This window comes from Actinomycetospora callitridis (assembly GCF_028737265.1).
In the GTDB taxonomy this organism is placed as follows: Bacteria; Actinomycetota; Actinomycetes; order Mycobacteriales; family Pseudonocardiaceae; genus Actinomycetospora; species Actinomycetospora callitridis.
In genome coordinates, this window is sequence record NZ_JAQZAK010000003.1 from 66429 (window position 1) to 87965 (window position 21537).

General features: G+C 74.6%; 18 protein-coding genes and 1 pseudogene. 4 read left to right on the forward strand and 15 right to left on the reverse strand.

The annotated features are described in order from the left end of the window. Positions 1-43 precede the first annotated feature (43 nt). From tatA to pafA, 6 genes are all read right to left on the reverse strand, one after another. Positions 44-322, reverse strand: a complete 279-nt coding sequence (gene tatA, locus PH191_RS11725) for a Sec-independent protein translocase subunit TatA (RefSeq protein WP_274194790.1) — start codon at positions 320-322, stop codon at positions 44-46. Next, a complete protein-coding gene (locus tag PH191_RS11730; RefSeq protein ID WP_274194791.1) occupies positions 319-552 on the reverse strand; it encodes a hypothetical protein in 234 nt (77 codons plus the stop codon). Before PH191_RS11730 ends, tatA begins: the two co-directional genes overlap by 4 nt. 147 nt (positions 553-699) lie before the next feature. Continuing rightward, entirely contained in the window at positions 700-1683 is a 984-nt protein-coding gene (locus PH191_RS11735) for a helix-turn-helix transcriptional regulator (RefSeq protein WP_274194792.1), read from the reverse strand. After that, complete coding sequence (locus PH191_RS11740; protein WP_274194793.1) at positions 1680-2675, reverse strand: helix-turn-helix transcriptional regulator; 996 nt, start codon at positions 2673-2675, stop codon at positions 1680-1682. The genes PH191_RS11735 and PH191_RS11740 overlap by 4 nt, the downstream gene beginning before the upstream one ends. Positions 2676-2735: 60 nt before the next feature. Beyond that, positions 2736-4502, reverse strand: a complete 1767-nt coding sequence (locus PH191_RS11745; RefSeq protein WP_274194794.1) for a serine/threonine-protein kinase — start codon at positions 4500-4502, stop codon at positions 2736-2738. Between the two features lie 105 nt (positions 4503-4607). Continuing rightward, complete coding sequence (pafA, locus tag PH191_RS11750; RefSeq protein ID WP_274194795.1) at positions 4608-5966, reverse strand: Pup--protein ligase; 1359 nt, start codon at positions 5964-5966, stop codon at positions 4608-4610. A 136-nt stretch (positions 5967-6102) separates the two neighbouring features. On the opposite strand from pafA, the gene PH191_RS11755 reads away from it, so the two are divergent. Both PH191_RS11755 and PH191_RS11760 read left to right on the forward strand, forming a co-directional pair. Further along, complete coding sequence (locus PH191_RS11755; protein WP_420791805.1) at positions 6103-7650, forward strand: bifunctional phosphatase PAP2/diacylglycerol kinase family protein; 1548 nt, start codon at positions 6103-6105, stop codon at positions 7648-7650. A gap of 38 nt (positions 7651-7688) precedes the next feature. Beyond that, positions 7689-9179, forward strand: a complete 1491-nt coding sequence (locus tag PH191_RS11760) for a bifunctional phosphatase PAP2/diacylglycerol kinase family protein (RefSeq protein ID WP_274194797.1) — start codon at positions 7689-7691, stop codon at positions 9177-9179. A gap of 7 nt (positions 9180-9186) precedes the next feature. Here PH191_RS11760 and prcA read toward each other — a convergent pair whose 3' ends face one another. From prcA to PH191_RS11800, 8 genes and pseudogenes are all read right to left on the reverse strand, one after another. Then, positions 9187-9987: a proteasome subunit alpha gene (gene prcA / locus PH191_RS11765; RefSeq protein ID WP_274194798.1), complete on the reverse strand. Its 801-nt coding sequence runs from the start codon at positions 9985-9987 to the stop codon at positions 9187-9189. A gap of 91 nt (positions 9988-10078) precedes the next feature. Next, positions 10079-10915, reverse strand: coding sequence for a proteasome subunit beta (gene prcB / locus PH191_RS11770; RefSeq protein WP_274194799.1), 837 nt, complete (start codon positions 10913-10915; stop codon positions 10079-10081). Positions 10916-11061: 146 nt separating this feature from the next. Beyond that, positions 11062-11256 (reverse strand): ubiquitin-like protein Pup, encoded by a 195-nt coding sequence (locus PH191_RS11775; RefSeq protein ID WP_274194800.1) that lies wholly within the window; start codon positions 11254-11256, stop codon positions 11062-11064. A gap of 76 nt (positions 11257-11332) precedes the next feature. Next, complete coding sequence (gene dop / locus PH191_RS11780) at positions 11333-12850, reverse strand: depupylase/deamidase Dop (protein WP_274194801.1); 1518 nt, start codon at positions 12848-12850, stop codon at positions 11333-11335. A 10-nt stretch (positions 12851-12860) separates the two neighbouring features. Continuing rightward, on the reverse strand, positions 12861-14159 hold the full coding sequence (locus PH191_RS11785) for a multidrug effflux MFS transporter (protein WP_274194802.1): 1299 nt from the start codon (positions 14157-14159) through the stop codon (positions 12861-12863). Then, positions 14156-15439: an esterase/lipase family protein gene (locus PH191_RS11790; RefSeq protein WP_274194803.1), complete on the reverse strand. Its 1284-nt coding sequence runs from the start codon at positions 15437-15439 to the stop codon at positions 14156-14158. Before PH191_RS11790 ends, PH191_RS11785 begins: the two co-directional genes overlap by 4 nt. A 41-nt stretch (positions 15440-15480) precedes the next feature. Continuing rightward, positions 15481-17283: a proteasome ATPase gene (gene arc, locus PH191_RS11795; RefSeq protein ID WP_274194804.1), complete on the reverse strand. Its 1803-nt coding sequence runs from the start codon at positions 17281-17283 to the stop codon at positions 15481-15483. A gap of 183 nt (positions 17284-17466) precedes the next feature. Beyond that, positions 17467-18288: pseudogene (locus PH191_RS11800) on the reverse strand (tRNA (adenine-N1)-methyltransferase); the annotation flags it as partial. A 447-nt stretch (positions 18289-18735) separates the two neighbouring features. Here PH191_RS11800 and PH191_RS11805 point away from each other — a divergent pair. Further along, positions 18736-19578 carry a RecB family exonuclease gene (locus tag PH191_RS11805; protein ID WP_274194805.1) on the forward strand — a complete coding sequence of 281 codons (843 nt, stop codon included), beginning with the start codon at positions 18736-18738 and terminating at the stop codon, positions 19576-19578. Positions 19579-19599: 21 nt separating this feature from the next. Here the strand turns inward: PH191_RS11805 and PH191_RS11810 are convergent, their stop codons facing one another. After that, positions 19600-20631 (reverse strand): hypothetical protein, encoded by a 1032-nt coding sequence (locus PH191_RS11810; protein WP_274194806.1) that lies wholly within the window; start codon positions 20629-20631, stop codon positions 19600-19602. A 95-nt stretch (positions 20632-20726) separates the two neighbouring features. Here PH191_RS11810 and PH191_RS11815 point away from each other — a divergent pair, with 95 nt between their 5' ends. After that, positions 20727-21533, forward strand: a complete 807-nt coding sequence (locus PH191_RS11815) for a thioesterase family protein (RefSeq protein ID WP_420791798.1) — start codon at positions 20727-20729, stop codon at positions 21531-21533. Positions 21534-21537 lie beyond the last annotated feature (4 nt).

A 21537-nucleotide genomic window follows, 5' to 3' on the forward strand; every position in this document is an offset into this window, starting at 1 on the left:
CCACCACCGGGCACGCGACCCGGAGGACGCAGTCATCGAGGGTTCAGGAGGTGGAGCCGGGCCGCGTGGTCGGGGTGGCGTCCGGCGACGAGGGCGCGACGCCGTTCGTGCCCGACGAGCCCTCGTCCAGCGCGCGACCCGGTGCCTGCGGCGTGCCGGAGGCCTCGCCGGGCTTGGCGGCCTGCTCGTCCTCCTTCAGCCCACGGGTCTCGGCCTTGAAGATGCGCATGGACTGCCCGAGGCCGCGTGCCATGTCGGGCAGCTTCTTGGCGCTGAAGAGCAGCACCACGCCCACGATCGCGATGATGACCCATTCGCTCACGGTGTGGCTCCTTCCACGGTGCTGCCGATGCTACGCGTGCGTCGCTGCTCGAGCCGGACCCGCAGCGCGGCGGTGCGCGCCGTGAGCATCCCGGTCTCCCGGCCGAGCTGCTCCCGGGCGACGCCCGCGACGAGGGCGAACCGCTTGACCGGCTTGAGCGCGGCGGCGACGACCAGGCCGAGCACGATCACCGCGACGACCACCGCGACGACGCTCCACAGGTACGGCACGGCGTCGACCCTAACCCGGCGTCGTGACCCTGCGGTGAACGCCCGTGTGCGGCGCGGGGGGCGGTGTCGCGGGTGTGCGCGGTGATCAGGAGCGCACGCTCCACCTCGCCGTGGACGTCGAGGGGGACGGCGCTCTCCTGATCCTCGTCAGGCGCCCTCGCCGTACGCCGCCAGGGCCTCCCGGGCCCGGGCGCGGCGGGCCTCGACCAGGTCCGGCGGGGCCAGGACCTCGACGGCGTCGCCCAGGCCGAGCAGCAGGCGGACCATCCAGTCGCGGTCCCCGTAGCGCATGGTCACGCGGGCCGAGCCGTCGTCGTCGGCGTGCAGGCCCTCGACCGGGTAGTACTCGGCCACCCAGCGGGCGGCGGGCCGCAGGACGAGGGCGGCGACGTGGGCGCCGTCGTCGGGGCGCAGCAGGTCCTCCCCCGACCCCTCGCGGCCACGGGCCCCGGGCGGCGGGGCGGAGGGCTCGTCGAGGACCTCCGCGTCGTCCACGCGGTCCAGCCGGAAGAGCCGCACGCCCTCGGCGCGGCGGCACCACGCCTCCAGGTACACCGAGGCGTCGACGAGCAGCAGGCGCATCGGGTCGACGACGCGGCGGCCGACGGCGTCGCGGGACGCCGAGTAGTACGTGAGACGCAGCGCCCGGCCCGTCTCGACCCCGCGCCGCACGGCGTCCTCCGCCCGGCCCGGAGCGCGGCCGAGGCCGACGGCGACGCCCTCGGGCTCGGCGGGGAGCTCGGTCCTCGTGCCGACCCGACCGGCGGCGTCCTCGATCTTCGCGAGCGCCCGCTGCACCGCGTCCGCGTCCACCACCCCGGGCGCGTCGGCCAGCGCCCGCAGCGCCACGGCCAGCGTCGCGGCCTCGTCGCCGGACAGGCGCAGCGGACGGCGCATGCCGGCGTCGAACGTGACGGTCACGGTGTCGCCCTCGAACGAGAGGTCGACCAGGTCGCCCGGCCCGTACCCCGGGAGCCCGCACATCCAGAGCAGCTCGAGGTCGCGCCGCAGCTGGGCCTCGGCGACGCCGAAGTCCGCGGCCGCCTCGGCCACGGCGATCCCGGGCCGGGCGAGCAGGTACGGCACGAGCGTGAGCAGGCGCGGCAGCCGCTCGGCCACCCCGGCGGTCACCGCGGGCTCCCGGCGTCGGCCGCCTCGGGGGCGCGGTCCAGCGACCCCCGCAGCAGCGCCACCACCGCGTCCCGCAGCTCGGGCGGCTCGAGGACGACGGCGTCAGGGCCGTGGCCGGCGACCCAGCGGGCGGCGGTGTCGACGCGGGAGAGGTCGATCTCCACGACGTCCGGGTCGCCGCCGGGATCGGGCCGGGCACCGCGCCGAAGGCCCTCCGCGCGCCCCGGGGTGAGGCGGATGCGGGCCAGGCCGGTGGGTGGCGGCGGGCCCGCGGAGGCGGCGACGAGCGCGACGAGGTCGACGTCCGGGGGCGGCGTCACGGCCCCGCGCGACCCGATGGCCCGGACGTCGTCGCCGATGCGCGAGAGCCGGAAGCAGCGGACGTCGTCGCGGTCGCGGTCGTGGCCGACGAGGTACCAGCGGCCGCGCCACGACACGACGCCCCACGGCTCGACCGTGCGTGTCCGGGCCTGCGCGGACGGGTTCGACCGGTGGGTGAAGGTGACGACACGGCCCGCGCGGCTCGCGGCCAGCAGCGGCGCGAACGCCGGCTCGGTGGCGCGCAGCCGGGGCTGCACCGACGACGCGGCGTCCGGATCGACCGCGATCCCCGCCGCCCGCAGCTTCTGCAGCGCCGTGCGCGCGGCCCCCGCCAGCGCCGGCGAGTCCCACAGCCGCGCGGCCAGCGCGACCGCCGTGGCCTCGTCGGGGGCCAGGTCGATGTCGGGCAGCTCGTAGTCGCGGCGGGCGATCCGGTAGCCGTCGATCGGCTCGGCCATCGAGGACCGCCCGGTCTCCAGCGGCACCCCGAGCTCGCGCAGCTCGGCCTTGTCCCGCTCGAACATCCGGAAGAACGCCTCGTCGGACGCGACGTCGGCGTATCCCGGCACCGTGGCCCGGATGCGCTCGGCGCTGAGGAACTGGCGCGTCGAGAGCAGGCAGAGCACGAGGTTGACCAGGCGTTCGGCGCGCGCGGACGGGCTGGTCGTCACCCCGGGGAGCCTACGGCCCCTCGCGCAGGTGTTCGAACGCCGGTGCCCCGGCGAGTCGGATCAGATCGAGTCCGAGCTGCGCTGTGCCCGCTCGATCCGCACCCGGCCGTCGTCGTCGCGGTCGACCTCGAAGCGGTAGCTCTCGCGGCTGGTGCGTCCGCTCGCGGTGGTGAACTCGATGTCGGCGGTGACCGTGTCGCGCCGCACCGCCACGTTGGTCGCCCGGACCTCGCGGATCCCGGACCAGAAGCTGCGGTACTCGCCGTAGCCGCCCGACTCGTCGCGGGCGCGGTCCGACAGCACCTCCCAGGCGCCGTCGATGTCGCCGGGCAGCGACGAGTAGTAGTCCACCACCACGGTCCCGGGGTCGCCGGGCGCGGCCGGGTCCACCGGCGAGAGCGGCTCCGCGACCCGCGGCGTGGGTGTCGGGGACGCCGGGGAGCCGCCACCCAGCGGATCCGCGGGCGCCTCCGAGGAGAGGGCGGGCCGCGCGGGCGCGGCGACGGGCGGGGGTGTCCGGTCGCCGGTCCCGACGGCGACCGCCACCCCGACGCCGACGGCCAGGACGGCGCCCGAGGCCGCGGCTACGACGGCGACCCGGCGGGAGCCGAAGCGCGAGGGACGGCTGCGGTCGGAGCCACCGCGCGAGGTGCGCCGGGGGCGCACGTCGGCGGGCCGCACCTCGGTGGGACGCAGATCGGCGGGACGAGGCGAGGGACCGGCGGCGACGGCCTCGGACGGGCCGCTCACCGCCGGGGTCGGCGCGACGGCGGCCATCCCCTCGGCGGGGGCGTCCTCCCCCGGCTCCTCGTCCGACGTGGCCGACGGGGCCGGCACCGGGACCTCGGCGGTGCCGGTGACCCGGGGGGCGGGCACCGCGGCCTCGCGCGGCGCCGGGACGAAGGGGGCCGTCCCGCGGCTGCGCAGGGCCCGCTCGACGGCACCGATGCCGGGCCGGTGGGCGGGGTCGAGGCGCAGCATCGCGGCGAGCGGGCGCCCGAGCACGCCGGCGCGGGTGGCCGGGCGGAGCTTGCCCTCCGCCATGGCGTGGAGCACGGCGAGGGTGTTGTCGTGGTGTCCGCACACCAACTCGTTCTCGACCGCGGCGTAGAGCGTGGCGCCGAGGGAGAAGACGTCGGAGGCCGGCGTGGGGTCCCCCCCACGGGCGACCTCCGGGGCGAAGTAGCCCGGGGTGCCCGCGACGGTGCCGCCGCCGGTGGCCGTGGTGTCCCAGGTGGCCCGGGAGACGCCGAAGTCGGTGATCTTCGCGACGCCGTCGTCGGTGATGAGGACGTTGCCGGGCTTGATGTCGCCGTGGACGATGCCCGCCTCGTGGACGGCGCCCAGGGCGTCGGCCACCTGCGCACCCACCCAGGCGGCCTCGGCGGGATCGAGCGGCCCGTGCTCGGCGATCAGCGCCGCGAGCGAGCGCGACGGCAGGTACTCCATGACCAGCCAGGGGCCGTGCCCAGAATCCGGGTGACCGTCGACGACGACGTCGAACACCGCGATGGCGCGCGGGTGCACGACGCGCGCCGCGATCCGGCCCTCGCGCATCGCGCGGGCCCGGGCGACGCGCTCCTCGGTCGCGTCGCGGTGGCCGCCGTCGGCGAGCTGCTTGACGGCGACGGTGCGCCGCAGACGCCGGTCCCACGCCGTCCAGACGACGCCCATCGCGCCGGAGCCGATGCACTCGCCGATCCGGTACCGGCCGCCGAGCACCGTGCCGGCCACGGACGCGTCGACCGGCACCGGTGCGGCGTCGTGCATCGTGCTCGGCGCCGCCACGGGGCGGTGCAGGCGGGAGGTGCGGGGCTGGTGCTGCATCGAGTTCTCGTGCCGTCCTCGGGCGTCGTCGGGGCAGTGCGTGCTGGGGCCGTGCGTACTGGGTTACCTCGTGCGCCCCGCCGCACGCCGCCGACGTGAGCGCGGTTACAAGGTCGCGATCAGTCGGTCGACGCGTTCGTCCACGGCGCGGAAGGGGTCCTTGCAGAGGACGGTTCGCTGGGCCTGGTCGTTCAGTTTGAGGTGGACCCAATCCACGGTGAAATCTCTCCCGGCGGCCTGGGCGGCGGCGATGAAGTCGCCGCGCAGCTTCGCGCGGGTGCTCTGCGGCGGGGTGTCCTTGGCCGCCTCGATCTCGCCGTCGTCGGTGACGCGGTCGACCATGTCCTTGCGCTGGAGCAGGTCGAAGATGCCGCGACCACGACGGATGTCGTGGTAGGCGAGGTCGAGCTGGGCCACCCGGGGGCTCGACAGGCCGAGGTCGTGCTTGGAGCGGTAGCGCTGCACCAGGCGGTGCTTGATGGCCCAGTCGATCTCACGGTCGATCAGGGAGAGGTCCTGGCGCTCGACGGCGTCCAGCGTCCGGCCCCAGAGCTCGAGCACGCGCTCGGTGACCGGGTCCGAGCCGCGGCGGGCGACGTGCTCGACGGCGCGGGCGTGGTACTCGCGCTGGATGTCGAGCGCGCTGGCCTCCCGCCCGCCGGCCAGGCGCACCGGGCGGCGTCCCGAGAGGTCGTGGCTGATCTCGCGGATGGCACGGATCGGGTTGTCGAGGGTGAAGTCCCGGAACTGCACGCCCTGCTCGATCATCTCGAGCACGAGGTGGGTGGTGCCCACCTTGAGCAGCGTGGTGACCTCGCTCATGTTCGAGTCGCCGACGATGACGTGCAGGCGGCGGTAGCGCTCGGCGTCGGCGTGCGGCTCGTCGCGGGTGTTGATGATCGGGCGCGAGCGCGTGGTCGCCGACGACACGCCCTCCCAGATGTGCTCCGCGCGCTGGGAGAGGCAGAACACCGCGCCCCGCGGCGTCTGCAGGACCTTCCCGGCGCCGGCGATGAGCTGGCGGGTCACGAGGAAGGGCAGCAGCACGTCCGCGATGCGGGAGAACTCCCCCGAACGGCCGACGAGGTAGTTCTCGTGGCAGCCGTAGGAGTTGCCCGCGGAGTCGGTGTTGTTCTTGAACAGGAAGATGTCGCCGCCGATGCCCTCGTCGGCCAGCCGCCGCTCGGCGTCGAGCAGCAGGTCCTCGAGGATTCGCTCCCCCGCCTTGTCGTGGGCGACCAGCTGGGTGAGCGAGTCGCACTCCGCGGTGGCGTACTCCGGGTGCGAGCCGACGTCGAGGTAGAGGCGCGAGCCGTTGCGCAGGAAGACGTTGGACGACCGCCCCCACGACACGACCCGGCGGAACAGGTAGCGGGCCACCTCGTCGGGCGAGAGTCGTCGCTGGCCGTGGAAGGTGCAGGTGACACCGAACTCGGTCTCGACCCCGTAAATCCTCCGCTGCATGCGCACCACCCTAAGCGTTCGAGGGGCCCTGTGATGCCCCGCGAGCGGCCGGGTCCCGGGTCTCCCCGACCGGATCACTACGGTCGGCCCCGTGGCACTCCCGGGACGTGGACTGGCAACGGACTTCTCCCACGGCGTGGGACGACGGGTACGCCAGGGCGCGCGCGGCAGCCGGCGGCGCCTCGCGGACGTCAACGAGCAGGACTGCCGGATCACCACCGCCATCGGCGCGCTGCCCTACACGGCGGCGGACCCTGCGCTGGCCGCGCTGACCAGGTCGGCCAACCACAGCAAGCTCTGGTTCGGCGTCGCCGCCGTGCTCGCCGCCGGCACGCGCCACACCCGCCGCGGCGCCCTGCGCGGCACGCTGGCCATCACGGGGGCGAGCCTGCTGGCCAACGGCGTGCTCAAGCCCCTGGTCCCCCGGCGCCGGCCCGCGGCGGAGCTGCTCCCGGAGTACCGCTCGCTGGACTTCCCGCCCACGTCGTCCTCGTTCCCCTCCGGCCACGCCGCCTCCGCCGCCGCGTTCGCCACCGCCGTGGCGATGGAGAGCCCGAAGGCCGCGACGTGGGTCGTGCCGCTGGCCCTGACCGTGGCGTACTCCCGGGTGCACGTCGGCGTGCACTGGACCAGCGACGTCGCCACCGGCGTGGCCCTCGGAGCCGGGGTGGCGCTGGCCACACGGCGCTGGCTACCGGTGCGCGACATCGACGAGGCCGCCGCCCGCCCCGTGGCCGGCGCGCCGAGCCTCCCCGACGGCGAGGGCCTGGTCGTCATGGTGAACAGCCGCTCGGGCAAGGCCGGCGTCGACCCGTACGACGAGCTCGTGAGCGCCCTGCCGCGCGCCCGGGTGCTGCGCCTCGAGGAGCACGCCGACCTGGCCGAGGCGCTCACCGACGCCGCCCGCCGGCCCGGGGTGCGGGCGCTGGGCATCGCCGGCGGTGACGGCTCCGTGGCCGCCGCCGCGCGGGTGGCCGAGGACCTCGACCTGCCCCTGGCCGTCGTGCCCGCCGGGACGCTCAACCACTTCGGGCGTGACGTCGGCGTCTACGACACCCAGGAGGCCGTGGACGCGACGGGCGCGGGCGAGGCCGTCGCCGTCGACCTCGGTGAGCTGCGCATCCACGCCGACGCCGAGGGCCGCCAGGAGCCCCAGCGCGTCGTCTTCGTCAACACCTCGGCGTTCGGTGGCTACCCCGAGATGGTCCGGCTCCGCGAGAAGTGGCAGCCGCGGTTCCGCAAATGGCCGTCGGCGGTGGCCGCTCTGCTGGTGACCCTCAAGCGCAGCCGGCCCATCCGCGTCCGCCTCAACGGCGTGGAGCGATCGGTGTGGATGCTGTTCGTCGGCAACGGGCCCTACGTGCCGACCGGGATGGTGCCGTCGTACCGGCCCCGTCTCGACACCGGCGTGCTGGAGGTCCGCTACCTGCGCGCCGACCGGCGCTTCGCCCGTGCCCGCGCCTTCGTGGCGCTGGCCACCGGCGTGCTCGGCCACAACCGGATCTACCAGGAGAGCGCCATGCGGTCGCTGGACATCGAGCTGCTGGACGGTCCGGTCGAGGTCGCCGCCGACGGCGAGGTCGTCGGCAAGGGACAACGCCTGCGCTACCGGGTGGCCGACCACCCCGTGCCGATCTACCGCCGTGACGAGGCGCTGTGGCCGCACCGCGCCACCGCCCGCTGACCCGAAAGCATCCCGTGACCCCAGCCGTACACCCGGTCGTGGCCGCTCCCCGCTCCGACTCCCCCGCCTGGTCCTCCTGGCTCCAGCGCCTCGACCGCACCGCCGACCGCGGCCTCATCTGGGCCGCCGTGGCCGGTGGCCTCGTGGCCTCCGGGCGGGGGCCGCTGCGCCGCGCCGGCGTCCGCGGGATCCTGGCCGCCGCCGCCACCTCGACCGTCGCCCACGCGCTGGCCAAGCCCCTGCTCCCCCGCTCCCGCCCGTGGTCGCGGCGCTTTCCCTCGGCCCACGCGGCGTCCTCGACGGCGTTCGTCACCGGCGCGGCCATGGAGTCCCCGGTGCTCGGGGCGGCGCTGGCGCCGCTCGCGATCGGGGTGTCGTCCGCCCGGGTGTCCCTCGGCGAGCGGACCTTCGCCGACGTGGCCGCCGGCGCGGTGCTCGGCGCCGGGATCGCGACCCTGACACGACGCTGGTGGCCCGTGGTGCGCCACGCCCCGGCCCGCGCCCGTCCCGCGGGCGGTGCCCCGGCCCTGGGTGACGGCGCGGGGCTCGTCATCGTCGCCAACCGGTCCGCCGGCACCCCGGGCCCGCTCGAGACCCTCGGCCAGATCGTGGCGCCGGTGGTCGGGGTCGGCGTGGACGAGGACGAGGAGGACCCGATCGCCGAGGTGCACGCCGAGATCCACGCGGTGCTCCCGAAGGCCCAGGTCGTCATCCCGACGCCGGGCGAGGACTTCGTCGTCGACGTGGAGGCCGCCCTCGACCGCCCGATGGTCGACGGCAGCGCCACCCGCGCGATCGGCGTGGCCGGCGGCGACGGCTCGGTGGCGGCCCTGGCCGGGCTGGCCCAGCGCCGCCACGTCCCCCTGGTCGTCCTGCCCGAGGGCACGCTCAACCACTTCGCCCGCGACGTCGGCATCGACGACTCGCCCTCGGCGCTGGCCGCCGCCCGCGACGGCGACGCGGTGCTCGTCGACGTCGGGCTCGTCGACATCACCCCCGCCGAGGGCGAGGAGCGCACCGTCGCGTTCGTCAACACGGCCAGCCTCGGCGGCTACCCCGACATGGTCAAGCTGCGCGAGGACTGGGAGGAGCAGTGGGGCAAGTGGCCGTCGGCGGCCATGGCCCTCGTGCGGGTGCTCGCCGAGGCGACCCCGCTCGTCGTCGAGATCGACGGCCGGCGGCAGAGCCTGTGGCTCCTGTTCGTCGGCAACGGCGGCTACCAGCCGCGCGGCATGGCCCCGCTGTCCCGCCCGCGACTCGACGCGCGGGTGCTCGACGTCCGCTACCTGCGCGCCGACGTGCCGTTCTCCCGCACCCGGTTCATGATCTCGGTCCTCGCCGGCACCCTCGCCCGTAGCCGCGTCTACGTGGCGAACACGAGGACGCGGCTGTCGGTACGCGTGGTGGGCCCGCCGGTCGGCCTGGCCACCGACGGCGAGGTGCAGCCCGACAGCGAGCGCTTCGTCTTCCGGATCGCGCCCAAACCGGTGCCGGTGTACCGGTCGCGGGAGGAGATCCCGCGACCGTAGGGGGCGCTCAGGCCTGCGGGTCGGCGCCGCCGGCGCCGGAGACCTCGTCGCCCGCGCCGGTGTCCTCGGCCGGGGTCTCCTCGGCGGCGGGGCTCTCGTCGCCGGGAAGCAGGGCCGCGAGGGCGGCGCCGGTGACCCGGCGGAACGTGCGGCGGGGACGGCGGGCGCGGTCGAGGACGGCGACCTCGAGCGCGTCGACGCCGAGGGTCTCGGCGGTCGAGGAGGTCGAGGCGGTCCCGTTCTGCGCCTGCAGCGCCTCGAGGGCGATGCGCAGCGCGTCGCGCATCTCGAGGTCCGGCTCGTACGACGAGCGCAGCGCCGCGCTGATGGGCTCGGTGGTGCCGCCCATGACCACGAAGCGGGGCTCGTCGGAGATCGACCCGTCGTAGGTGATGCGGAACATCTGGTCGCGCTCCGGCGTCGCCCCGACCTCGGCCACGCACAGCTCCACCTCGAACGGCTTCTGCTGCTCGATGAAGCTCGCCCCGAGGATCTGGGCGTAGGCGTTGGCCAGCGAGCGGCCGGAGACGTCGCGCCGGTCGTAGGAGTAGCCGCGGACGTCGGCGAAGCGGATGCCGGCCGTGCGCAGGTTCTCGAACTCGTTGTAGCGCCCGACCGCGGCGAACCCCAGCGAGTCGTAGATCTCCGAGACCTTGCGCAAGGAGTTCGAGCGGTTCTCCGCCACGAACAGCACGCCGCCGGCGAAGGTCAGCACGACGACGCTGCGCCCGCGCGCGATGCCCTTGCGCGCGAGCTCCGAGCGGTCGCGCATCAGCTGGTCGACCGACGCGTAGAACGGCATCGTCATGGCGGGGAGCGCTCCTGGGGTCGGGCGGTCGGGTGGGGTCGGGCGGTCGGGTGGGGTCGGGCGGGAGGGGGTGCTGTCCGGTGGGTGCGGCTCAGCCGCCGGGCTTCTCGCGGCGGTCGGCGACGACGGCCTCGGCGACCGCGGCCGTCTCCTCCTGCGGCAGCATCGTGGCGCCCTCGGCGTCGATGGTGACCACGATCGGGTAGATCGCGCGGATGGTGTCCGGTCCGCCGGTGGCGCTGTCGTCGTCGGCGGCGTCGTAGAGCGCCTCGACGAGCGTGCGCACGCAGTCGGCGGCCGATGCGGACGGGTCGTGGCGCTTCTTCAGCGACGACTTCGCGAACAGCGACCCCGAGCCGACGCCGGCGTAGTCGGTCTCCTCGTTGCGGCTGCCGACGACGTCGTAGGAGACGATCCGCCCGGCGCGGGCCGGGTCGGCCGCGTCGAGGTCGTAGCCCACGAACAGCGGCACGAACGACAGACCCTGCATCGCGGCGCCGAGGTTGCCCCGCACCATGCCGGCGAGCTTGTTCGCCTTGCCGTCGAAGGTGAGCTGGACACCCTCGAGCTTCTCGTAGTGCTGCAGCTCGACCGCGAACAGCCGGACCGCCTCGACGGCCAGCCCGGCCGTGCCCGCGATGCCCGCCGCCGAGTAGTCGTCGGTGACGTAGACCTTCTGCATGTCGCGCGACGAGATGAGGTTGCCCATCGTGGCGCGACGGTCGCCGGCGATCGCGACGCCGCCGTCGTAGACCGCGGCGACGATCGTCGTGCCGTGCGCGGCGGCGACGTGCCCCGCCTGCTCGGCCGTCACGGGCCGGGCGTTCGCCCCCGGCAGGAGGTCGGGCCGGACCTCGCGCAGGAAATCGACGAACGAGGCCGTCCCGGCCTGGAAGTAGGCCGGGTGCAGGGCCGACGAGGGCTCCATCGGTGGGGGCGCTCCTAGGCAGGTCGGGTGGGCTGGGTGGGTCTGTCGGGTGATGGAACACCGCCCCCGAGACCCGGCGTACCGGGCCGCGGGGGCGGCAGGGTTCTCGATGGTTCCGGCGCGGGCTGCGAGCCTCCGCCGGGAGGTTACTGGCCGCCCTTCTGGACGTACGCGCGGACGAAGTCCTCGGCGTTCTCCTCGAGCACGTCGTCGATCTCGTCGAGGATCGTGTCCACGTCCTCGCCGAGCTTCTCGCGGCGTTCCTGGCCGGCGGCGGTCGAGTCCTCGCCGCCGTCGCCGTCGTCGCCCCCGCCCTGCCGCTGGGTCTGTTCCTGCGCCATGGCTGCCTCCCGGGTCCTCGGTACTGCAGGTCGAACCCTACCCATCGAGAGCGACATCCGCCCGTACCGCGGATCATTAGCCCCGCGTCAGGGCCTCGACCAGCGCGCTGGCGTCCGCGGAGTTGTCGATGAGCTCACCGACGTGCCCGCGCGTGCCGCGCAGGGGCTCCAGGGTCGGGATCCGCACCAGGGACTCGCGTCCGAGGTCGAAGATGACCGAGTCCCACGACGCCGCGGCCACCTCGCCGGGGTAGCGCTCGAGGCAGCGGCCGCGGAAGTAGGCCCGCGTGTCCTCCGGCGGGTTGGTGACCGCGGCGCGGACGGCCTCCTCGTCGACCAGCCGCTTGATCGAGCCGCGGGAGACCAGGCGGTTGTAGAGACCCTTGGCCTGACGGACGTCGGCGTACTGCAGGTCGATGAGGTGCAGCTTCGGGGAGTCCCACGGCAGATTGTCGCGCTGCTGGTAGCTCTGCAGCAGGTTGAGCTTGGCCACCCAGTCGAGGCGGTCGGCGCAGCGCAGCGGGTCGGTGCCGAGGTCGTCGAGGACCTGCTGCCAGATGTCGAGCACCTCGCGGGTCATCGGGTCGATCTCGCCGTCCTGCGTGGTCTCCTCGTGCTTCCAGGCGCGCTCGAGGTAGGCGTGCTGGATGTCGAGCGCGGTCATCTTGCGCCCGTCGGAGAGCTCGACGACGGTCTTCAGCGTCGGGTCGTGGCTGATGCGGTGCACCGAGCGCACCGGCTCGAGCAGGCGCAGGTCGTCGAAGCGGACCCCGCCCTCGATCATCGAGAGCACCAGCGCCGCGGTGCCGCACTTGAGGAACGTCGAGTACTCGGCCAGCGTCGCGTCGCCGATGATGACGTGCAGCCTGCGGTACTTGTCGGCGTCGGCGTGGGGCTCGTCGCGGGTGTTGATGATGCCGCGCTTGAGCGTGGTCTCCAGCCCGACCTCGACCTCGATGTAGTCGGCGCGCTGGGAGAGCTGGAAGCCGGCCTCGTCGCCCGAGGCGCCGAGCCCGACGCGGCCGGCGCCGGAGACGACCTGCCGCGACGCGAAGAACGGCGTCAGGCCGGTGATGATCGTCGGGAACGGCGTCTGGCGGGCGCAGAGGTAGTTCTCGTGCGAGCCGTAGCTCGCGCCCTTGCCGTCGATGTTGTTCTTGTAGAGCTGGATGCGCGGGGTGCCCGGGACGGTGGCGGCGCGCTCGGCGGCGTCCTCCATGACCCGCTCGCCCGCCTTGTCCCAGATGACGGCGTCGCGCGGGGTGGTCACCTCGGGAGCGGAGAACTCCGGGTGCGCGTGGTCGACGTAGAGCCGGGCACCGTTGGTGAGGATGACGTTGGCGGCGCCGAGGTCGTCGAGGTCGCCGGTGTCCGGCGGCGGGCCCGCGCTCGGCCCGAGGTCGAACCCGCGGGCGTCACGCAGCGGCGACTCGACCTCGTAGTCCCAGCGGGCGCGGCGCGCGCGGGGCACGTCGGCCGCCGCGGCGTAGGCCAGCACGATCTGGGTCGAGGTGATCACCGGGTTCGCCGCCGGGTCGCCGGGGACGGAGATGCCGTACTCGATCTCGGTGCCCATGATGCGGCGCGCGGTCATGCTCTCGACCCTACGGGTGCGACGGGCGCGCGGCCTGCTCCGACCCGGGGCCCCGTCCCGGGCCCCGCCACAGGACCGCGAACACCACCGCGCCCGCCACGACCGCCCCCGCCATCGTCGCCGCCATGGGCACCGCGGAGCGGCCGCCGGCGATCCCGACGAGCGGGGCCGTGCCCGCCCCGACCAGGAACTGGGCGGTGCCGAGCAGCGCCGACGCGCTCCCGGCGTGCTCGGGGTGGTCGGCCAGGGTGAGCGTCGTCGCGTTCGGCAGGACGAACCCGACGCCGATCACGGTCACGACGAGGCCCGCGAGGATGCCGGCCAGGCCCACGTCGAGCAGCGCCGACGCCAGGAGCACGCCCGTGCCGGTGAGCGCGACGCCCAGCCCGACGACGAGCAGCCGCTCCGGGCGCACCCGCCCCGAGCCGGCGAGACGGCCCGCCACCTGCACCGACGCGACGATGGCCACCGAGTTGGCCGCGAACACCCCGGAGAACCCCTGCGGCGAGAGCCCGTAGAGCTCCTGCAGCACGAAGGTCGAGCCCGAGATGTAGGCGAACATGGCCGCGAACAGCAGGCCGGCGGCCAGGACGCAGGCCAGGACCCGCCGGTCGGAGAGCAGCACGCGGAACGAGGCCGCGGTGGCCGCCGCGCTCCCCGCGCGACGCCGGGACCGGGGCAGCGACTCGCGCACCAGCAGCAGTACCGCGACGCCGGCGAGGGCTCCGTAGACGGCCAGCACGACGAACACCCCGCGCCAGCTCGTCACGCGCAGCAGCTGGCCGCCGAGCACCGGCGCGACGATCGGTGCCACCCCGGAGACGAGCATCAGCGTCGCGAACGAGCGCGCGGACGACGTCGCGTCGCTGGTGTCGCGCACCACGGCGCGCGCCACGACGATCCCCACGGCCCCGAGCAGGCCCTGCGCCAGGCGCAGCCCGATCAGGACCTCCACGCTCGGCGCCACCGCGCACAGCACCGAGGCGACCGCGAACCCGGCCGACCCGATCAGCATCGGGCGCCGCCGTCCCAGCACGTCGGACAGGGGGCCCGCGATCAGCTGGCCCAGCGCCAGCCCGACCAGGCAGGCGGTCAGCGAGAGCTGGGTGACCGACGGCGTCGTGGCCAGGTCCGCGGTGAGCGCGGGCAGGGCCGGCAGGTAGGTGTCCAGCGACAGCGGGGCGGCGGCGGTCAGCGCACCGAGCACCACCAGCCGGGCGCGGTGCGCGCGCCTGCTGACGGTCGGGCTGCCGTTCCGGTCCTCCCCCGCCCCTGCCGCCGGACCTCCCGACGGGGCGGGCCCGGTCACGCCGGCTCGTCCTCGGTGGGAACGTCCCCCGTGTCGTCCGAGGGGTCCTCCGCCGTGAGCCAGCTCAACAGGTGGTCGTGGACGTCCGGGTCGTTGAGCAGGTGGAAGTGGTGCGACGACGTCAGCGGCTGGACGTCGGCGATCGCGCCGCCCGCCGAGTCGACGGGCACCAGCAGGTCGCCCAGGGCGTTGGCCAGCGGGTGGTGCTCGGAGCTGGTGACGCACGCGGCCACGGCGTGGTGCGAGGCGTGCGCGAGCAGCGGCACCTCGGCGTCGGACACCCCGGCCACGAGGTCGCGGATGCCGGCGGAGCGCCGATCGAGGAACTGGCCCCAGGTGGCCGAGCGCGACCAGCGTGAGAGCCCGGAGGCGACTTGGTCGACGCGGTGGGCCAGCGGCGCCCCCCGGTGCGGCGAGCCGAGGTAGATCATGCGCCGGACCGTCGCGACCCACGGCTGACCGGTCTCGACGGCGTGGTGGCAGGCGTGGCGCAGCATCAGCCCGCCCATCGAGTGCCCGACGAGGTCGAGCCGGCGCACCTCGGCCGGCCACCGGTTCCAGAGGTCGGTGAGCAGCAGGGACAGCGCGGCTCCGTTGTCGGCGATCCGCAGGCCGGAGTTGTAGCGCAGCAGCAGGGGGGTCGCGCCGGTCGCCGACGCCACCCGCTCGGCGTAGCCCTCCCCCGCGCTCGCCTCGCCGTAGAGCCGCCAGGCGTGCTCGGTCTCGCCGAGGCCGTGGACGAACAGCACGAGGCGGCCGAGGTCGCGCTCCGGGTGGTCGGCGACCGCCGCGCGGAGGTCCTCGGGGTCGGCGGGCAGCGCGTCGTGCTCGTCCTCGAGCGTCGAGGTGTAGAGCGCCATCGGCACGGCGAGGTCGTTGTCGAGGGCCACCATGTGGTCGCCGACCAGGCCGTTGATCGCCCCGGTGATCACGGCGCCCGTGGGGTTGCCGGTGATGGGGCGCCACTCCCCGGGACGGGCCAGGCCCGCGGCCACGCCGATGCCGCGCCCGGCGAGGTGGGAGATGCCGCGCACCGCGGCGTAGACGCCCGAGCTGATGCCGTCGTGCACCACCTGCACGGGGCGCGACGCCGGGCCGAGCCCGGCCCTGCGCAGCGCGCCGAAGACGGTGCCGGCGACGGCCTCGTGCGTGCCCTGGACGGGGCGCGACACGATGTCGATCGCCTCCGACGCGACGCCAGCCGCCCCGCGGACCTCGTTGCGATCCCTCGAGGGGGTGCGCTCCGGGGTGCGGGACGGCCGGGTGTGCTCGTCGGTCATGGCCCGAGATTACCGGTACTGGGCGTACACAGCTTCTCGTGTCACAGGTACTGGCCGGTGTTCGAGGCCGTGTCGATCTCCTTGCCCTGCGCCGCGCCCTTGCCGGTGACGAGCGTGCGGATGTAGACGATCCGCTCGCCCTTCTTGCCCGAGATCCGGGCCCAGTCGTCGGGGTTGGTCGTGTTGGGCAGGTCCTCCGACTCGGCGAACTCGTCCACCACCGCGTCCAGCAGGTGCTGCACGCGCAGACCGGACTGCTGCGACTCCAGGTGCGACTTGATCGCGGCCTTCTTCGCCCGCCCCACGATGTTCTCGATCACCGCGCCGGAGTTGAAGTCCTTGAAGTACAGGACCTCCTTGTCCCCGTTGGCGTAGGTGACCTCGAGGAAGCGGTTGTCGTCGGTCTCGGCGTACATCCGCTCGACGACCCGCTCGATCATGCCCTCGAGGCACGCCGCGCGGTTGCCGCCGAACTCGGCGATGTCCTCCTCGTGGACCGGGAGCCCGTCGATGAGGTACTTGCCGAAGATGTCCATCGCCGACTCCGCGTCGGGACGCTCGATCTTGATCTTCACGTCGAGCCGGCCCGGCCGCAGGATCGCGGGGTCGATCATGTCCTCGCGGTTGGAGGCGCCGATGACGATGACGTTCTCGAGCCCCTCCACGCCGTCGATCTCCGAGAGGAGCTGCGGCACGATCGTCGTCTCGACGTCCGAGCTCACGCCCGAACCACGGGTACGGAAGATCGAGTCCATCTCGTCGAAGAACACGATGACCGGCGTGCCCTCGGACGCCTTCTCGCGCGCCCGCTGGAAGATCATCCGGATGTGCCGCTCGGTCTCGCCGACGAACTTGTTGAGCAGCTCCGGGCCCTTGATGTTCAGGAAGTGCGCCTTGACGTCGCGGCTGTCCTCGCCGCGGGTCTCGGCGACCTTCTTGGCCAGGGAGTTCGCCACCGCCTTCGCGATGAGCGTCTTCCCGCAGCCGGGCGGGCCGTAGAGCAGCACGCCCTTGGGCGGGCGCAGCTGGTAGGTCCGGAACAGGTCCGCGTGCAGGAACGGCAGCTCCACCGCGTCGCGGATGGAGTCGATCTGCCGCGAGAGACCGCCGATGTCGGTGTAGGCGACGTCGGGGACCTCCTCGAGGACGAGCTCCTCGACCTCGGCCTTCGGCACCTTCTCGTACGCGTAGCCGACCTTGGAGTCGACCATCAGCGAATCGCCCGGCTTGAGCTCCGGCCCGTCCGCCCCGAGCAGCGAGTCGGCCAGGTGGATGACCCGCTCCTCGTCGGCGTGCCCGATGATCAGCGCTCGCGTGCGGCTGCCGTCCTCGTCGGTGAGGATCTCCCGCAGCGCGCACACCTCGCCGATGCGCTCGTACTCGCCGGCCTCCACCACGGTGAGCGCCTCGTTGAGCCGCAGGGACTGCCCGCGGGTCAGGTCGGCGGTCTCCACCGCCGGCGACACCGCGACCCGCATGCGGCGACCGGAGGTGAACACGTCCACGGTCGAGTCCTCGTGGGCGACCAGGAAGACGCCGTAGCTCGACGGCGGCTGCGCGAGCCGGTCGACCTCCTCGCGGAGGGAGACGAGCTGCGCGCGCGCCTCCTTGAGCGTCTCGGTGAGCTTGTCGTTGCGCTCGGTCAGCTGGGAGACGCGCTGCTGCGCCTCCCCCAGTCGCTGCTCGAGGATGCGCGCGTGCCGAGGGGATTCGGTCAGCTTGCGCCGCAACAGCGCGACCTCGTCCTCGAGGAAGCGCACCTGTGCTGCCATGTCCGCCGAGCCGCGTTCACCGCGGTCCCGGCCCTGGTCGGATCGGCCCCTGGGGTCGTCGTCAGTCGTCACGGCGCCCTCCTCCGCTACTCCGTGGCGTAACCGTACCCGCGAATCGAGGTGTCCGTGGAGTAGCGTCCCGGTGACGGACTTCTCACGCCACCCCCTTGCGCGCTGTCACGGTGGGTGAGTTGACCACCACGGAACAGCACCACTCGCTCACCCTCGGTCGACATCCGACCTGGTCGGGGACGGTCAGCCCCGACTGGGTCGCCGCTGCACCCGAGGGGGCGTGACGCCGTCCGCGAGCCGTCGCGCGGTCACGATGAAGGCCGTGTGCGCGATCATCCGGTGCTCCGGACGGACGGCGAGTCCCACCGCGTGCCACGGCCGGACCATGGCCTCCCACGCCTGCGGCTCGGTCCAGCAGGCCTGCTCACGCAGCGCCTCGGTGAGCGACGAGAGCTGCGTCGTCGTCGCGACGTAGCCGACCAGCACCCCGCCGGGCACGAGCGTCGCGCGCACGACGTCGAGGCACTCCCAGGGCGCGGCCATGTCGAGGACGATCCGGTCGGCCGTCTCCTCGGGGTCGTGGTCGGCGAGGTCGCCGACGCGCAGGTCCCAGTTCTCCGGGCGCTCGCCGTAGAAGCGCTCGACGTTCGCGACCGCGTGCTCGGCGTGGTCGGCGCGCACCTCGTAGGAGCGCACGTGGCCCGCCGGCCCCACGGCGCGCAGCAGGCTGCACGTCAGCGCGCCCGACCCGGCGCCGGCCTCGAGCACCCGCGCGCCCGGGAAGACGTCGCCCCACATCAGGATCTGCGCGGAGTCCTTCGGGTAGATCACCTGGGCGCCGCGCGGCATGGCGAGCACGTAGTCGGGCAGCAGGGGGCGCAGGGCGAGGTAGGGCGTGTTCGCCGCCGAGAGCACCACGCTGCCCTCGGGGGCGCCGATCAGCTTGTCGTGCGCGATCGCCCCGCGGTGCGTGTGGTAGCTCTGCCCGCGCTCGAGCACCAGGCTGAAGTGCCGGCCCTTCGGATCCGTGAGCTGCACCCGGTCGCCGGGACGGAACGGGCCGCTGCGGACCGGGCCGCGCTCGTCGGGGGCGTCGACGGGCGGGGTGTCCTCGGTGTCGCCGTCCTCGGTGTCGCCGTCCTCGGTGTCGCCGTCCTCGGTGTCGCCGTCCTCGGGGGCGGCGTCCGCGGTGTCGGTGTCCTCGGGCCTGATGTCCCGGGCACCGCTGTCCTCGGGCGCGACGGTCTCGACCGGCGTCTCGTCGGTGACCGCTCCGTCGCTCTGCACGACGACCCACCCTAGGGACCAGGGGGTGCGGCGCCGCGAGGGGCACGTTCGGCAGCGCGCCGCGTCTGTCGATCATGCGCAACGTGCCCCTCGCGGCGGGCGAGCCCGCGTGATCGCTCCAGGTGCTCCGGTGAGCCCGCCACACGGGCTCCGAGGAGCACCCGGAGCGATCACGGTCCCCGAGGAGGACAGGAGCTGTCGGGGTGCCGACCTACCGTGGCGGCCATGAGCACGCAGGCCGACGCGACGGATGTCCCCGCCGCACCGTCGCGCCCGCCCGCGCTCTCGCCGTCGCGGGCGGTCGACTTCCGGCGCTGCGCGCTGCTCTACCGCTTCCGCGCGATCGACCGGCTGCCCGAGACGCCCTCGCCCGCCGCGCTGCGGGGCACGCTGGTGCACGCGGTGCTCGAGCGGCTGCACGCCCTGGCGCCCGACGACCGCCGCCCGGACGCCGCCCGGGACCTCGCCCGGGACGTGCTCGACGAGCTCGAGTCCGCCGACCGCGCGCTGCTCGGCGACGACCCGGGGCTCGCCCCGCTCCTCGAGCGCTACTTCGCCCTGGAGGATCCGCGCGGCGTGACGTCGGAGGCCCGCGAGCTGCGGGTCGAGGCTGAGCTGGAGGGGCCCGAGGGGCCGACGCCGCTGCGCGGCCACCTCGACCGGCTGGACACCGGGCCCGACGGGCTCACGGTCGTCGACTACAAGTCCGGACGAGCGCCGCCGGTGCGCGGCGAGCTGCGGGCGCTGTTCGGGGTGCGGTTCTACGCGCTCCTGCTCGCCCGCAGCCGGGGCGTGGTGCCGACGGTGCGGCTGCTGCAGCTCGGCGACGTGACGACGCTGACCCTGCGCCCCACGGCCGCGGAGCTCGAGCGGTTCGCCGGCGTGCTGCGGGCGGTCTGGTCCGCGATCCGCCGGGCCGCGCCCGCCGGCGACTTCCGCCCGAACCCCGGCCCCGGGTGCGCCTTCTGCGACTACCGCCCGCGGTGCCCGGCGTGGGGCGGGACGCCGCCGCCCTACCCGGGCTGGCCCACGCCGCTGCCCGTCCCCCGGCCCCGCGAGCCGGGGTGACCACCCGTCAGCATCCGGGCCTCAGCAACCAGGTGGCGCCCCGCCGGTGCCGTCAGGGAACGGCAGCGCGCACGGCGCCCGCCGCGGGGTGCCCAGGGCCCCGCCGCCGGGGGTGGCCTCGGTGCTGTTCGTGACGATGCTCAGCGAGGTGAACAGCCGCACCATCTGTCGCGAGTCGATGTTGGGGATCTCGTTCTGGGCGCCGGCCTGGGCGTTGAGGGCGTTGGAGGGCTCGCCGCCCGTCTCGTCGACGACGTAGGCGCCGTAGTCGCGGAACGCCTCGGCGATCTTGCGGGTGTCCGGCTCGGTGATCCAGCTCAGGTCGACGTCCGGGGGCAGCCCCATCAGCGTGCCCATGTGCACGCGCGGGTCCGGCCCGCGGTAGACGTCGCGGAAGGCCCCGTCGGCCTTGAAGGCCGGCCAGCGGAACCCCTCCTGCGCGGTGCTGCAGCTCAGCTCGCAGTTGAGGTTGATCTTCAGCGGGTGCCGGAGGGGCTCGGGCTTGGACATCTCGCCGACCCGGATGCTGCCGCCGATCCCGGAGAGGTTCGAGCCGCCGTGGCACCCGAGCCTGCCGTCACCGCGCAGCGGCACCGCGGGGAAGGAGAAGTCGTAGGACGGGTCGCCGCCGGGGCGCAGGCGCAGCGGCTGCCCGGCCACCACCGTCTCCTCGTCCGGGGTGTCGGCGAGGAAGGTCGAGCAGTTGTTGTACGAGCCGTCGGCCGAGAGCCCGGGGTCGACGTGCACGTCGACGCGGCCGCGGGGCCACACCGCCTCGCGCACGGGGAACGCCGGGTCGACGCTGATGTTCTCGATGTCCAGGTAGACGTCGCGGGCCTGCGTGTTGAACGGCGCGAACTGCGCCGATTGCGCCAGCGGCAGGTTCCAGATCGAGTCCCAGGCGAAGGGATGCGTGTAGAGGTCGCGCGACGGCCCTCGATAGGGTTCCGGCCCCGAGCCCGCCCCGCCCAGCGACGTCGCCACCAGCACGCCCGCGATGGCCATGGCGGCGGTGAGCACCGCCAGCAGGACGCGTGTCCTGGCTCCCGTCACACGGTCCCCCTGGTCGGTGGCAGGCGATGATCGTAGCGAGGGCGACCCCCGGCCCCGTCCTGCTCCCTCCCCCGACCCCGCTGCGGAGAGCCCCCGTGACCCCGACCGAGCCCTTCTTCCGCCTGCTGACGCCCGCGGCCGACGACCCGCCCGGGGTCCAGCGCGTGCTCGCGACCGACTCGACGGCCGGCCCCTGGTTCCCCGGGGCGCAGCACATGGGACCGCCGAGCGCGCTGCTGGTCCGCGCGCTGGAGCGCTGCGAGCCCCGGGACGAGGTGGTGCTCTCGCGCCTGACCGTCGAGGTCCTGGGGCGGGTGCCGGTCGGCGAGCTGACCGTGTCCGCCCGCGTGGAGCGTCCCGGGCGCACGATCGAGCTGGTGTCCGCGGAGCTGGCCGCCGACGGCCGGGCGGTGGCGCGCGCGGCGGGCTGGCGCCTGGCGGTCACCGACACGTCCGCCGCCGCCACCGATCCCGGACCGGCGATGCCCGGCCCCGACGAGGGCCGCGTCATCCCCACCCCCGAGGGCTGGCTGCCGGGCTACCTCGACGCCCTGGAGTGGCGCTGGATCGCCGGGCACCTCGGCGAGTCCGGGCCCGGGCAGGCGTGGGGCCGCCTGCTGGTGCCGGTCGTCGACGACGAGGAGCCGACCCCGTGGCAGCGCCTCGCCTCGGTGGCCGACTCCACCAACGGCGCCGCGTCACGGCTCGACCTCAACGACTGGCTGTTCGTCAACACCGACCTGACGCTGCACGTCCACCGCGCCCCGCGGGGCGAGTGGATCGGGCTCGACGCCGACAGCGTCATCGGGCCGGAGGGGCTGGGGACGGCGTTCTCGGTGCTCCACGACGAGCACGGACGGGTCGGGAGGGCCGCCCAGGCGCTGACGGTCCGGCCGCGCTGATCCC